Origin of the sequence: Pseudomonas sp. MYb60 (assembly GCF_002979555.1) — a bacterium.
GTDB lineage: Bacteria > Pseudomonadota > Gammaproteobacteria > Pseudomonadales > Pseudomonadaceae > Aquipseudomonas.
The window spans coordinates 1-13,771 of sequence record NZ_PCOZ01000020.1 but is presented as its reverse complement, the minus strand read 5'-3'; the positions used below and the strand labels follow the sequence as shown (position 1 = coordinate 13,771).

The following is a 13,771-nucleotide window of genomic DNA, read 5'->3' as shown; positions in this document are numbered from 1 at the left end:
GGACCGCTGCGACGAGCGGCCAGTCCTTCTTTATAGACACCGGCAGAGGGCCGCCGCCGAAATGTTCGCCAGGCAACAGTGAATGGGCAGATTGCTGCGCCAAAGGTACGTCTGGATCACTTTTTTGCCGGCAAACCGCCTGTTTCAGCGCTCGGCACAGAAGCTGCACTGGCTCTGGCAAACCATTCGCCCGAGAGCGTTGTATATCTGTACTGCCTGTATCTGCCGATTACCCGATCCATACCCCCGATGCCGAACGGATCCGCGACGAAGCCGAGGCGATTGCGGTGGCACACCGCGTTGCCGCTGTCCTGCTGGAGCAAGACGCCGAGCGTGATCGCACCCGCCAGGTGCCCGCCGAGGTGGTCGACCTGTATTCCAACAGCGGCCTGTGGGGCATCAGCGTGCCGCGCGAGTTTGGCGGTGCGCAGGTTTCCTATGCGGTGCTGGCCCAGGTGATTGCGATTATCTCGGCAGCAGATCCGTCCCTGGGGCAGATTCCGCAGAACCACTATTGCCTGCTGGAGGACATCCGCTTGCAGGGCACTCCCGAGCAACAGGCGCACTTCTTCGGCCTGGCGTTGCAGGGCCATCGATTTGCCAATGCATTGTCGGAGACCGGCGGCAAGAACGTGCAGGACATTCAGGCAACCCTGCGCCGTGACGGCGATGGCTATGTGATCGAAGGGCGCAAGGGCTACTGCACGGGTTCGTTGTACGCCCATTGGCTGGCGGTGCTGGCGCTGGACGAACAGCAGAATGCCCAGTTGGCCTTTGTGCCGCGCGGCACTCCCGGGCTGGTGGTGATTGATGATTGGGACAGCATGGGCCAGCGCACCACATCCAGCGGAACCGTGCTGGCACAGGGGTTGCGGGTGCCGGCGTTCAATCTGTTTCCCACACATAAATCCTATGACTCGCCGACCCTGGCCGGACCTTTCGCACAGCTGACCACGGCCGCCATCGACGCCGGCATCGCGCGCGCGGCGCTGCGTGACACGGTAGCGTTCGTCCAGCAGTTCGCCCGCCCGTGGATCGATGCCGGGGTGGAAAAAGCCAGCGAGGACCCGCTGACCATCATCCAGGTCGGGGCGCTGGATATCCGTCTCGAAGCCGCTGAAGCGCTCCTGGATCGCGCCGGTTTGGCACTCGACGCCGCCCGCCCGGCGCCAAATGAAGAGAATGTCGCACACGCCTCCCTGGCCGTTGCACGGGCCAAGGTCCTCACCACCGAAATCGCCATCGAAGCCAGCAACAAACTGTTCGAGTTGGGCGGCACGCGCTCGACGCTGAAGAAGCACAACTTCGACCGCCACTGGCGCAACGCGCGGGTGCATACCCTGCATGACCCGGTGCGCTGGAAATATCACGTGGTGGGCAACTGGTTGCTCAACGGCGCCAAGCCACCCCGCCACGACTGGTCGTGATGCATGGCCGAATTGTTCAAGAACATCTATTGGGCCGACATCGGCCAAGCCTGCCTGGAAACCCTGAGCATGCTCGCGGCTGCGCTGGGCTTTACCGTGTTGCTGGGATTGCCGCTGGGTGTGCTGCTGTTTCTCACTGGCAAGCGCCAGTTGCATGAAGCGTTGATGGTGTATCGGGTGTTGTCGGTGGTCGTCAACGTGTTGCGCTCGTTGCCGTTCATCATCCTGCTGATCGTGCTGATCCCACTGACCACCTTACTGGTGGGCACGTCCCTCGGCGTGCCCGGCACCATCCCGCCGTTGGTGGTGGGCTGTACGCCGTTTTTTGCGCGGCTGGTGGAAACCGCGCTGCGCGAGGTGGACCGCGGCGTCGTCGAGGCCACCCAGTCCATGGGCGCCAGCACCTGGCAGGTGATCCGCCACACGTTGCTGCCGGAGGCCCGGGGCGGGCTGCTGGCAGCGGTGACCGTGACGGCGATTGTGCTGGTGGACTACACCGCCATGGCGGGTGTGATCGGTGGCGGAGGCTTGGGTGACCTGGCCATTCGCTACGGCTACCAGCGGTTCCAGACCGACGTGATGGTCGTCACCGTGCTGCTGCTGTTAGTGCTGGTGCAAGCGCTGCAAATGACCGGTGACCGTTTGGTGGCGCGTTACAGCCGCCGTTGATTCCCACAATAACTGCCTTCGGAGCACGTATGAAAAAATCCCTGGCCATTCTGGCCGCTGTCCTGTCCCTGAATGCCTTTGCCAACGAAAAGCTGGTGGTCGGCGCTACGCCTGTGCCCCACGCGGAAATCCTCGAGTTCGTCAAACCGGCGCTGGCCAAGGAGGGCGTGGACTTGCAGATCAAGGTCTTCACCGACTTCATCCAGCCGAACCAGCAATTGGCGTTGAAGAATATCGATGCCAACTATTACCAGTACCGTCCTTTCCTCGATGACTACAACAAGACCCGTCACACTGACCTGGTGCCGGTGGTCGGGGTGCATATCGAACCGTTTGGTGCGTATTCGACCCGGATCAAGAACCTGTCGGAACTCAAGGACGGCGCCACCGTGGCGATCCCCAACGACCCGGTCAACACCGGCCGCGCCCTGGTGCTGCTGCATGAAGCCGGCCTGATCAAGCTCAAGGACCCGAGCAATACCCTGAGCACCCCGCGCGATATCGCGGATAACCCCAAGCACCTGAAAATCCGTGAGTTGGAAGGCGCCTTGCTGGCCCGTTCGGTGAGCCAGGTGGACCTGGCGTTTGTGTTCGCCAACTACGCCCTGGAGGCGGGCATCGACACCAACAGTGCGTTGATTGTGGAGAAGGGCAAGTCCTTGTACGTCGAGTACTTGGTGGCGCGGCCGGATAACATCAACGACCCGCGCGTTCAGAAACTGGCCAAGGCGCTGAACTCCGAAGAGGTGCGCCAGTTCATCCTGACCCGTTACAAAGGCCAGATCGCTCCTGGTTTCTAAGTTCTGCACGCATCAAGTGTGGGAGGGGGCTTGCTCCCACCGACACTTGTTGAGTTTTCACTTCAGGATCTCAAGTGGGCTCCAGCAGTTGGGCTCCCGGGCCACGTTCGCCAAGTTGATCATCCCTGTTACGCAACGGACACGCCTCCATCGACAAACAGCCACACCCGATACAGCCACTGAGCTTGTCCCGCAGCAACATCAGTTTGTTGATGCGTTCGTCCAGCTCTTCCCGCCAATGTGCTGACAAGTCCTCCCAATCCTTGGCGTTGGGCGTGCGTCCATCCGGCAGCGCCTGCAACGCCTCGCCAATCGTCGCCAGCGGAATGCCCAAACGCTGGGCGATTTTGATCACCACGACACGCCGCAACACATCCCGTGGATAACGGCGCTGGTTGCCGGCGTTGCGATTGCTCTTGATCAGCCCCTTGGCTTCATAGAAATGCAGGGCCGTGACCGCGACGCCGCTGCGGGCGGCGAGTTGGCCAACGGTGAGCTCTTTGTTGAGCATGACAAAACTCCCAAACAGCGCTTGACCTTGACTTAACTAGAGGTTTTACCCTGCGTGGCATCGAATCGCAAGATTCTGCCTACAGAGTAAGGGAAGTGTTCATGCCGGTATCAGAGAAAAGTCGCAGCTTCACTCAACTGATTGAGTTTCAGATCGAACCCCGGCAACAGCGGGCCCTGGTGGCGGCCTTGACCACCCAGAGCGAGCGCCTGGCCCAGGGGCATGGCGGTTTTATCAATGCGAGTGTGCAAGTCAGCGAGGACGGTCGGCGGGTGCTCAATTACCTGCAATGGCGCTCGCGCGAAGAGGGCGAGGCGGCCTTCAAATGTTTTGAACAGGGCGAGGAAGATTTCTGGACGCTGATTCGCGCCCACCAGGCCACGGCCGTGACCTTCGGTTCGTTCCAGGTGCTACGCAGTTTCGAGCGCAGCCATGACAATGCGTTGCACTGCCGGCTAGATGGATAGGTGCAGCATGCGCTCGCCCTGCACGTTTTCGCCGGGACGTCGTTTGTTGACGGCCAGCTCGCCAATCTTGATCAGCCGGGTACGCGTAACGTTGCGACTCAGGCCCAGCAGGTTGGCGGTGTGCACCTGGTTGTAATGGCTGAAACGGTAGGCGGCGCGCAGCAAGGCGTCCTCGACTTTTTCGTGCAGGGCGCCGGCCTGTTCTTCGAACAACTTCTCGAAGGCACGCGCCAGCAGGGCTTCTGCGCTGTTGTCGGTTCCGTGCTGGCTGTCGTCCTGACGCTCGATGCGCATGTTCGACAGGCGCAGGTCGTCCCGTTCGATCACGCCGTTGCGGCAGATCAGCAAGGTGTGGTGAATCACGTTTTCCAGCTCGCGAATGTTGCCCGGCCAGCTGTAGCTCTTGAGTTTGTGCTCGGCCTCGCGGCTGATGGTGATCGGGCCGTAGCCCAGGCGCTGACTGTAGGCTTCGATGAAATGCCGCGTCAGGGGCAGGATGTCGCCGGGGCGATCGCGCAGCGGGCTGAGTTCCAGGCTGACGACGTCGAGGCGGTAGTAGAGGTCTTCGCGGAAATGCCCGGCGTTGATGGCTTTCTCCAATTGCACATTGGTTGCCGCCAATACACGCACGTCAATCGGAATACTCTTGCGCGAGCCAAGGCGCACGACTTCGCGTTCCTGTAGGACGCGCAGCAATTTGACCTGGATCGCCATCGGCAGGTCGCCGATCTCATCAAGGAACAAGGTGCCGCCGTCGGCCTCTTCGAACCAGCCAGCCTTGGCGCTGAGGGCGCCGGTAAAGGCGCCTTTCTCATGGCCGAACAGTTCGGCTTCCACCAGCGATTCGGAAAACGCCCCGCAGTTCACCGCCACGAAGGGCCGGTTACGCCGCGCGCTGAGGTTGTGGATGTGCCGCGCGACCAGTTCTTTACCGGTTCCGGTCTCACCGATGATCAACACGCTGGCTTCGCTGGGCGCCACTTGCTGGATGTGGTCAAGGAGCGCCTGTGATTTTGGATCCTCGAAGACCTGAGCGGTGGCGCGAATCGACGTCGCGAGGGCGGGTGATGGCGGTAGGGTCAAAAGCTGCATGGGCACCTCTCTTAGGAGTAGAACGTCGGGATCGGCAGGGACTGGTTCAACGCCCAGTCCCCCAGTTCGTGGAGTTTGTAGTCCACCGGGTCATGCAGGGTCTGGGTGCGCAGGTTGCGCCAGTGGCGGTCCAGACGCAGCGATGCGTGAGTGGAACGCGCGCCGGTGACTTCGAACAGGCGGCTGCACAGGTCCAAGCCTTGGCGGGTGGCGGCGACTTTGGCCGTGGCGATGGCGATAGCCAGTTGGCCACGCTCATGCTCGCTGAGGTTGGGACCCTTGGCCCAGGCCTGGTCCAGCAACTGCGTTGCACGGTCCACCAGCAGGCGCACGCCTTCCAGTGCTACCCAAAATTCGCCGTAGTGGTGCAGCACGTAGGGGTCCTGACGCACATCGTCGGCGGCAGACTTATGCCAGGAACGGGTTTCGGTCAGCGTGTAGTTGCGTGCCTCTTCGAAGGCGCCTTCGGCAATGCCGAGAAACATGTGGGTAAAGGTCAACTGGGCGATCAGCGGGCGCAGGCAGGCGAAGGGTGTGCTGAGCGGGCCGGGATCCAGCAGCAACTCGGACTCCTCGACGCGCACGCGCTCGAAGCTGGCGCTGCCGCTGTCGGTCTGGCGCTGGCCGATGTTGTTCCAGTCATTGTGCAAGGTAATGCCGCTGCGGCCGCTGGGGATCGCGGCGATCACCAGCTTGCCGCCGGCAGTTTCATCCACCGCCGAGGCAATCAGCATCTCCGAGTCGCTGGCACCCGAGCAAAAACTCTTTTTGCCGGAAAACTCGCGCCAGCCGCCGAAAGCCTTGACCACGGTGCGCGTGTCCAGCGGGTTGAGTGCGTTGCCCCAGAACCAGTTCTTGCGCGCGGTCTGTTCAAACCAGGGCTGCCATTGATCCGGGCGCGAAAACAGGCGCACGGTGGCGAGCATCAGGTGGTGAAAACCGAAGACATGGGCGATGGAGCTGTCGACTTTGGCGAACTCGCGGACGATCCCCAGGGTGTCGCTCCAGCGCGCGCCGAGTCCGCCGTATTGGGTGGGAATACTCAGGGCCAGCAGGCCGCTCTGGCGCAAGGCGTCACGCTCGGCCTTGGGGGTGCCGCCACGTTCATCGCGCTCGACTGCGGTGAGGGCAAATTCGGCGGCCAGCAATTTGGCAGTCTGCAAGGGGGAAGGCAGGAGGCTGTGGGGGGTGGCGGTCACACGGTGTTCCTCAATGTCTATGGGGGCAGTCGAGGCCAAAGGTGGGAGTTGGCTTGCCTGCGATAGCATCACCTCGCTATGCCTGACACGCCGAGGTGCCTGCATCGCGGGCAAGCCCGGCTCCCACATAAAGCCGATTCCGGCGTTCCTAGGCCTTGGCTGGCAATACATCGTTGGCAATCATTTCGCCGAACGGGCCCGTGAGGTTGGTCACACCGCGCCCCGCGAGGCTCGCGTAGGGTTCCGGCAGCAACGGGAACACCAACTCGGCAAAGCGATACGCCTCTTCCAGGTGGGGGTAGCCCGAGAAGATGAAGCTTTCTATCCCCAGATCGGCGTATTCCTTGATGCGCTCGGCGACTTGGTGCGGGTTGCCTACCAGTGCCGTGCCGGCGCCGCCGCGCACCAGGCCGACGCCGGCCCACAGGTTGGGTGCGATTTCCAGGTTGTCGCGGCGCCCGTCGTGCAGGGCGGCCATGCGGCGCTGGCCTTCGGAGTCAAAGCGCGAGAACGACTTCTGCGCAGCGGCGATGGTGTCGTCGCTGATGTGTTCGATCAATTTGTCGGCGGCCTTCCAGGCGTCCTCTTCGGTTTCGCGCACAATCACGTGCAGGCGGATGCCGAATTTCACGGTGCGTCCCCGGCGGGCGGCGCGTTCACGCACATCCGCGAGTTTTTCCGCGACAGCGGCGGGCGGCTCGCCCCAGGTCAGGTACACGTCCACCTGTTCAGCGGCAAGGTCATGAGCAGCGTCGGAAGAACCGCCAAAGTACAGGGGTGGATAAGGCTTTTGCACGGGCGGGTACAGCGCCTTGGCGTTCTGTACGCGCAGGTGCTTGCCCTCAAAGTCCACGGATTCGCCCTGCAATACGCGGCGCCAGATCTGTAGGAACTCATCAGAGACTTCGTAACGCTCACTGTGGTCGAGGAAGCTGCCGTCGCCGCGGTTCTCATCCGGGTCGCCGCCGGTGACCACGTTGATCAGCAGCCGCCCGTTGGACAAACGGTCCAGTGTGGCGGCCATGCGCGCCGATACAGTGGGTGAAATGATGCCCGGGCGAATCGCCACCAGGTAACGCAGGCGCTCGGTCAGCGGCACCAGGGCCGAAGCAATTACCCAGGAGTCTTCGCACGAGCGTCCGGTCGGAATCAGCACGCCGTGGTAGCCGAGGTTGTCAGCTGCCTGGGCGACTTGTTTGAGGTAGTTAAGGGTGACCGGGCGAGCGCCCTGGGTGGTGCCCAGGTAATGACCGTCGCCGTGGGTCGGCAGAAACCAGAAAACATCCATGACAAATCCTTATGCGATTTTCAGCAGAGAGGGGGAGTGCGCTGCAAACAATGGCGCTGCGCGTTCGGCCGCCAGTTGAATGCGGGCTTTGAGCAACTCGCTGGTGATCTGGTAGTCGGTGAAGTCGGCTTCGGTGGCGTACACGCCGATCGGCAGGGTCAATGCCTGGAAGAAGCTGAACAGCGGGCGCAGTTGGTGATCGAGGACCAGTGCGTGGCGTTCGCTGCCGCCGGTGGCAGCGAGCAGTACTGGCGTATTCACCAAGGCATTCAGGCCCACCAGGTCGAACAGATGCTTGAGCAGGCCAGGGTAGGAGCCTCGGTAGACCGGCGCGGCGACGATCAGCAGGTCGGCCTGTTCAATGGCCAACAGTTGTGATTCGACGTCAGCGGGCAATTCATCGCGGGACAGCGCCCCACCCAATGGCCGAGCGATATCGCCCAGCTCGATCACGGTGGCCTGGATCGGCAACAGTGTCGCCAACTCAGCCAGCACGGCCTGGGTCAGCACCAGGGTACGAGACGGACGCCAGGTTCCGCCGGAGAGGGCAACGACATTCAGGGGACGGGTCATGAACAGTTCCTTTTTCAACAGTGGTTCTGGGCAGGTGTGTGAGCTGTTGAGCAAGAGCTGTACCAATGGCCTTAAGCGTTGATTGGCGTGGCCTGCGCACTCCCTGCTGAAAAATGCTGCTGTTGTCTGTCTCTTGATTTGTTGAATGACTGTTGCCAGAGCAACAGTTGCGTGGTGAACAGTTCGGTTCGGTGTGCGGTTATTTATAGAGGGTCTCGGTTATTCCGTAAACGAACGTATTTCCATATTTATAGATTGGAAAAGAATATGCGGATGACGCTATCGAAGGTGCCTTGGCGGTTGATAGCAACTATCACGGGAGGTGATTTTTCACTGGGTAGGGCGGGGAGTAGCCTGTGTTCATTGACTCGACACCTACTTCCCAGGGCTACCACCATGAACCGATTTCTTGCCATATCCTTGATGCTTGTCACCGCTGTCCTCGCCGGTTGTGCGAATCATCCCTCGCCGGAACTGCGTCCCTACACAGCAGAAGAAACCAGACAGTTGGCCCTGGAGGCGCTGGGCCGTCGCGGCCTGTCGTTTGATGACTATCAACAGCAACGCGCTGCCTTGATGGGCCAGCCGCAACCGTCCTACGGCTTTGATAGCCAGGGTGAAATGAACGCCGAGCGCAGTGTGGCGTTGCATGGCCGTCCCAGTTGAGCTCGCGTTCAGCGGCAAAAAGCCCGAGGTTTCCCTTAAGGAATCTCGGGCTTTTGTTTTCCATAGGACTACATCAGCCTGTTAAGCTGAATTTTGGGAGCGTTCCTACGCACATTTACTTAAAGTTGGCCTTCTTTAACGGCATCCAATCGGTTAAACCTGACGACCTCTGTCCCGGTCGATGCCCCTGAGACGCTGATCTCGGGAACCTGCTCTGCGAGTCTTTAACGTCATGAATAAACGTCCGCTGTATTTCGACTACGCCGCCACAACCCCGGTGGATGAGCGAGTCATTCAGGTGATGGTCGAGTGTCTGGGCTATAACGCCAACTTCGGTAACCCTGCATCCAGTTCCCACGCGTTTGGCCAGGAGGCCCGGCAAACGGTTGAACAGGCACGTCGCCAGGTGGCCGAGTTGGTGGGGGCACAGGCTGAGCAAATCGTCTGGACGTCCGGTGCCACCGAGTCCAACAACCTTGCGATCAAGGGCGTCGCCCAGGCGCGCGGTGTGGCGGGTGGGCATATCATCACCAGCCAGATCGAACACAAGGCCACGCTGGATACTGCGCGGCAACTGCAGGAGGCCGGCGTGGCCGTGACCTACCTGGTGCCGGACGCTGAAGGTTTGATCAGCGCCGATGCGGTCAGCGAAGCGCTGCGCGAAGACACCTTCCTGGTGTCGCTTATGCTGGTCAACAACGAGCTGGGCACGCTCAACGACATCCAGGCCATTGGCGCGCGGGTGCGTGATCACGGCGCGTTGTTGCATGTGGATGCGGCGCAGGGCGCGGGCAAGGTCGTGATCGACCTGGCTGAATGGCCGGTGGACTTGATGTCGCTTTCGGCCCACAAGCTGTATGGCCCCAAGGGCATCGGCGCGTTGTACGTAGGGCCGCGGGCGCAGCAAAAAGTGCTGGCCCAGATTCACGGCGGTGGGCATGAGGGCGGCCTGCGCTCGGGCACCCTGGCAACCCATCAGATTGCTGGCATGGGCACAGCGTTTGCGCTGGCGGCAGCGTCTTTCATTGAAGAGAAGGCAGTCATCGAGGCTTTGCGCCAGCGCCTGCTTGACCAGTTGGCGTCGGTGGCTGGCGTGCGTTTGAACGGTAGCGCCACGCAACGCATTCCTCACACGCTCAGCCTGACCTTTGGAGAAGGCGAATTCAATTCCGCGGCCTTGAGTGCGGGCATCGCCTTTTCCGCGACTTCGGCGTGCAATTCCGCGAGCAATGCGCCTTCCCACGTGCTGCTTGCGCTGGGCCATGATGCGCGCAGCGCCGGGCGCACGATTCGCTTGAGCCTGGGTCGGTTTACCACCGAGCAGGACATCGACCAGGCCGTGCAGTTGATCAAGGCTTCCCTTGCCAGTGCACCGGCGTTCTGGGCGGTCTGAGTGACTTTTCTCAACACATAATAATTATTCGTGGTTAGCAGGAGACACAATGAGTACGCAGCCTTTGACCCATGGACCGGTACCGGAGCGCCTGGCGCAGACCCGTGAACTGATGCGCCGCGAAGGCATCCACGCCTTGCTGGTACCGTCGGCCGACCCGCACTTGTCGGAATACCTGCCGGGCTACTGGCAGGGCCGGCAATGGTTGTCGGGCTTTCATGGGTCGGTCGGTACGTTGATTGTTACTGCCAATTTCGCCGGTGTGTGGGCCGATAGCCGTTACTGGGAACAGGCCACCAAGGAACTCAAGGGCAGCGGCATCGACCTGGTGAAACTGCAACCGGGCCAGCCCGGCCCGCTGGAGTGGTTGGCCGAGCAGACGCCTGAAGGTGCAGTGGTGGCGGTGGACGGTGCGGTGATGGCCGTGGCCTCGGCGCGCACGTTGGGCGGCAAGTTGGCTGAGCGCGGTGCGCGCCTGCGCACTGACCTCGACGTGCTGGATGGGGTCTGGCGCGATCGACCCGGCCTGCCGAACCAGCCGATTTATCAGCACCTGCCGCCGCAAGCCACGGTCAGTCGTGGGGATAAGCTCACCGCGCTGCGTGCCAATCTTAAAGAGAAGGGTGCCGACTGGCATTTCATCGCGACCCTGGATGACATCGCCTGGCTGTTCAACCTGCGCGGTGGTGATGTTTCGTTCAACCCGGTGTTTGTGTCCTTTGCCTTGGTCAATCAACAGCAGGCGACATTGTTTGTGGCGCTGAGCAAAGTCGATGCCGAATTGAAGACCGTATTGGAGCGCGATGGCGTCACGTTGCGTGACTACAGCGAAGTGGCGGATGCGCTGCGCTCAGTACCGGCGGGTGCCAGTCTGCAGGTTGATCCGGCCCGAGTCACGGCAGGCCTGCTGGAAAACCTCGATGCGGGCGTCAAGCTGGTCGAGGGGCTGAACCCGACCACGCTGGCCAAGTCGCGCAAGAGCCTGGCGGATGCCGAGCATATTCGTCAGGCGATGGAGCAGGACGGTGCCGCCCTGTGCGAATTTTTTACCTGGCTTGAGAGTGCCTGGGGGCGTGAGCGCATCACCGAGTTGAGCATTGATGAGCACCTGACGGCTGCGCGTACCCGTCGTCCGGGATATGTGTCGCTGAGCTTCAACACCATTGCGGCCTTCAACGCCAATGGCGCGATGCCGCATTACCACGCCACCGAAGCGGAGCATGCGCTGATCGAAGGTGACGGTTTGCTGTTGATCGATTCGGGCGGGCAATACCTGGGCGGCACTACTGATATCACACGAATGGTGCCGGTGGGTACGCCGAGCGAGGAGCAGAAACGCGACTGCACGCGGGTGTTGAAGGGGGTGATTGCCTTGTCCCGCGCGCATTTCCCGAAAGGCATCCTGTCGCCCTTGCTGGACTCTATCGCGCGCGCGCCGATCTGGGCCGAAGGTGTGGACTACGGCCACGGCACCGGGCACGGTGTTGGTTACTTTCTCAATGTGCATGAAGGGCCGCAGGTGATCGCCTACCAGGCTGCGCCTGCGCCCCAGACGGCCATGCAGCCAGGCATGATCACTTCCATTGAACCGGGCACTTATCGTCCGGGGCGCTGGGGCGTGCGTATCGAGAACCTGGTGTTGAATCGCGAGGCGGGCAAGACCGAGTTTGGCGAGTTTCTCAAGTTTGAAACCCTGACACTGTGCCCGATCGACACGCGTTGCCTGGAGCCTTCGCTGTTGACGGCGGATGAGCGCGAGTGGTTCAACGCCTACCACGCTGAGGTGCGTGAGCGCTTGAGCCCACTGCTCAGTGGTGCAAGTCTGGAGTGGTTGCAGGTTCGCACTGCAGCAATCTGATGAAGTGCGGCCGGCGTCTCTTCCCTGTTGCCTGGGGAGACGTCGGCCTGCTGCTTATTTGCAGATGACGATCATGCTGCGGCTGGTGTAGCCGGCGGGGTTGAGGCCGAAGGGGTAGTCCCCTGGTTCCTCGGAATTGTCACCGGATTTGGCGATGACGCGATAGCCCTTTGCGCCGCAGGAGTTGGTGGCGCTGGTGTAGCACTGGTCCCATGAGGAAGACAGGCCAGAGCAGTTGATGTGCAGCCCTTTTTTGCCCCGCTTTACTTCGGTTCTCGTGGTGGCAGCACAGCCAGCAATGGCTAAGACCATCAGCAGTATCAAGATTCGCTTCATTCCTATCCTTAATAGCCGCTTCACAACAATGCTTGAAGCAGGCTCTACTCGCTCTCGAGTGTAGCGTTCGCGCTGTCCCTGTCGAAATTCTCCATGAATGACATTCGTTTACCGGCTAAACATGGCCTAAATGAGCAGCAAATGCCAGAGCTACATTCAAACATCCTTCAATCCGACGGAACCAGCGGTTTTGACTCCTTGCTCAGGGTCAGCGTGGCGCCTATGGAGGCAGTAATGATGCAGGTGATGGCCAGCCATTGCGCCAGGGACAAGTGCTCTTGGAGGAACAACAGGCCGGAGAGTGCGCCGAACACCGGCTCGACGCTCATCAAGGTGCTGAAGGTGCGGGCGGGCAGTCGTGTCAGTGCGACCATCTCAAGGGTATAGGGCAGGGCAGTGGACAGAATGGCGACGCCAAGGGCGACCGGGATAAGCGCGGGGGTGAGCAGCGCGGCGCCGGCGTGGGCGATGCCGATAGGCGCGACGAACAACGCGGCGATCATCACACCCAGAGCTGCGGTCTGGACGCCGTTGTCATTGCCAGCTTTTTGCCCGAACAGGATATAGAGCGCCCAGCACACACCGGCGCCCAGCGCGTAGGCCGCGCCCAGCAAGTCGATGCCGGTATTGGCTTCGCCGATGGGAATCAGGAGCAGCAAGCCGATGATTGCGAGGGCGATCCATAAAAAGTCCACGGCCCTGCGGGATGAGTAGATCGCGACCGCAAGAGGCCCCGTGAACTCAAGCGCTACGGCGATGCCAAGGGGAACGCTGCGCAGCGACATATAGAAGAGCAGGTTCATGCCGCCCAGTGCCAGCCCATAGACCACCACGGTGCGCAGGGATTTGGCCGTCAGCTTGGCGCGCCAGGGGCGCAATAGAAGCAGCATGATCACACTGGCAAAGATCAGGCGCAGGGCTGTGGTGCCTTGTGCGCCGACAACGGGAAACATTGTCTTTGCAAGGGAAGCGCCGGATTGGACGGAGGCCATGGCGATCAGCAGCAGGCCGATAGGGAACAGGGCAGGCGCCAGGCTGCGGGGGGTGGTGGTCATTGAGGGGGCTGTCCGAGAATGTAGTAAGTAGAAGCATCCGGCGCCATGATGCTTAAGTGTGCAGAAATGAGCAATATAGTGCTCAATGCTTTATGGTTACCTCTGTATTTGGCAAAGGAGTGCTGGTTTTCAGCCTTGTTGATAGAAATACAAAATTAAAGGTTGACGGCGAATTATATCTGTCTATAATTCGCCCCACTTCCGGAGCAGTCGAAACGGAAAACTCCTTGTTAAACAATGAGTTATGTAGGTTTCGGCAGTAGGTTGCTTCAGTTCATCGAAGTGATCAGGAAGTTGAAAAAGAGGTGTTGACAGCAGCGTGTAACGCTGTAGAATTCGCCTCCCGCTAACGAGTGATCGGAAGCGCAAGTGGTTGAAGTTGTTGAAGAATTCTTCGAAAACTTCTGAAAATAATCACTTGACAGCAAATGAGGCTG

At 60.8% G+C, this 13,771-nt stretch carries 14 protein-coding genes; 7 read left to right on the top strand and 7 right to left on the bottom strand.

Annotated features, from left to right (window positions below):
• Positions 1-203 precede the first annotated feature (203 nt).
• The 3 genes from CQ041_RS22855 to CQ041_RS22845 are packed head-to-tail and all read left to right on the top strand — an operon-like array spanning position 204 to position 2,896.
• Complete coding sequence (locus CQ041_RS22855; protein WP_105524672.1) at positions 204-1,427, top strand: SfnB family sulfur acquisition oxidoreductase; 1,224 nt, start codon at positions 204-206, stop codon at positions 1,425-1,427.
• A gap of 3 nt (positions 1,428-1,430) precedes the next feature.
• Positions 1,431-2,096: a methionine ABC transporter permease gene (locus CQ041_RS22850; RefSeq protein ID WP_105524585.1), complete on the top strand. Its 666-nt coding sequence runs from the start codon at positions 1,431-1,433 to the stop codon at positions 2,094-2,096.
• Positions 2,097-2,125: 29 nt separating this feature from the next.
• Positions 2,126-2,896 carry a MetQ/NlpA family ABC transporter substrate-binding protein gene (locus tag CQ041_RS22845; protein ID WP_105524583.1) on the top strand — a complete coding sequence of 257 codons (771 nt, stop codon included), beginning with the start codon at positions 2,126-2,128 and terminating at the stop codon, positions 2,894-2,896.
• A gap of 70 nt (positions 2,897-2,966) precedes the next feature.
• On the opposite strand, the gene soxR is transcribed toward CQ041_RS22845, so the two are convergent.
• Positions 2,967-3,407 (bottom strand): redox-sensitive transcriptional activator SoxR, encoded by a 441-nt coding sequence (soxR, locus tag CQ041_RS22840; protein WP_105524581.1) that lies wholly within the window; start codon positions 3,405-3,407, stop codon positions 2,967-2,969.
• Positions 3,408-3,508: 101 nt separating this feature from the next.
• Here soxR and CQ041_RS22835 point away from each other — a divergent pair, with 101 nt between their 5' ends.
• Entirely contained in the window at positions 3,509-3,874 is a 366-nt protein-coding gene (locus tag CQ041_RS22835) for an antibiotic biosynthesis monooxygenase (protein ID WP_105524579.1), read from the top strand.
• Here the strand turns inward: CQ041_RS22835 and CQ041_RS22830 are convergent.
• The 4 genes from CQ041_RS22830 to msuE form a co-directional block, all read right to left on the bottom strand.
• Positions 3,863-4,966, bottom strand: a complete 1,104-nt coding sequence (locus tag CQ041_RS22830; protein WP_105524577.1) for a sigma-54-dependent Fis family transcriptional regulator — start codon at positions 4,964-4,966, stop codon at positions 3,863-3,865. The genes CQ041_RS22835 and CQ041_RS22830 overlap by 12 nt on opposite strands.
• 11 nt (positions 4,967-4,977) lie before the next feature.
• Complete coding sequence (locus tag CQ041_RS22825) at positions 4,978-6,165, bottom strand: acyl-CoA dehydrogenase family protein (RefSeq protein ID WP_105524575.1); 1,188 nt, start codon at positions 6,163-6,165, stop codon at positions 4,978-4,980.
• Positions 6,166-6,313: 148 nt separating this feature from the next.
• The gene (gene ssuD, locus CQ041_RS22820; RefSeq protein WP_105524573.1) at positions 6,314-7,453 is read right to left on the bottom strand and encodes an FMNH2-dependent alkanesulfonate monooxygenase; all 1,140 of its coding nucleotides are present in this window, start codon (positions 7,451-7,453) and stop codon (positions 6,314-6,316) included.
• Positions 7,454-7,462: 9 nt separating this feature from the next.
• Positions 7,463-8,026, bottom strand: coding sequence for an FMN reductase (gene msuE, locus CQ041_RS22815; protein ID WP_105524571.1), 564 nt, complete (start codon positions 8,024-8,026; stop codon positions 7,463-7,465).
• A 396-nt stretch (positions 8,027-8,422) separates the two neighbouring features.
• On the opposite strand from msuE, the gene CQ041_RS22810 reads away from it, so the two are divergent.
• The 3 genes from CQ041_RS22810 to CQ041_RS22800 all read left to right on the top strand — a co-directional run bounded on the left by CQ041_RS22810 (position 8,423) and on the right by CQ041_RS22800 (position 11,943).
• Complete coding sequence (locus CQ041_RS22810) at positions 8,423-8,692, top strand: hypothetical protein (protein WP_105524569.1); 270 nt, start codon at positions 8,423-8,425, stop codon at positions 8,690-8,692.
• A 232-nt stretch (positions 8,693-8,924) separates the two neighbouring features.
• The gene (locus CQ041_RS22805; protein ID WP_105524568.1) at positions 8,925-10,085 is read left to right on the top strand and encodes a cysteine desulfurase family protein; all 1,161 of its coding nucleotides are present in this window, start codon (positions 8,925-8,927) and stop codon (positions 10,083-10,085) included.
• Between the two features lie 49 nt (positions 10,086-10,134).
• Positions 10,135-11,943 (top strand): aminopeptidase P family protein, encoded by a 1,809-nt coding sequence (locus CQ041_RS22800; protein WP_105524566.1) that lies wholly within the window; start codon positions 10,135-10,137, stop codon positions 11,941-11,943.
• A 54-nt stretch (positions 11,944-11,997) separates the two neighbouring features.
• On the opposite strand, the gene CQ041_RS22795 is transcribed toward CQ041_RS22800, so the two are convergent.
• Together CQ041_RS22795 and rhtA are read right to left on the bottom strand one after the other, a co-directional pair.
• Positions 11,998-12,279 carry a hypothetical protein gene (locus tag CQ041_RS22795; RefSeq protein WP_101268314.1) on the bottom strand — a complete coding sequence of 94 codons (282 nt, stop codon included), beginning with the start codon at positions 12,277-12,279 and terminating at the stop codon, positions 11,998-12,000.
• Between the two features lie 167 nt (positions 12,280-12,446).
• A complete protein-coding gene (gene rhtA, locus CQ041_RS22790) occupies positions 12,447-13,334 on the bottom strand; it encodes a threonine/homoserine exporter RhtA (RefSeq protein WP_105524564.1) in 888 nt (295 codons plus the stop codon).
• Positions 13,335-13,771 lie beyond the last annotated feature (437 nt).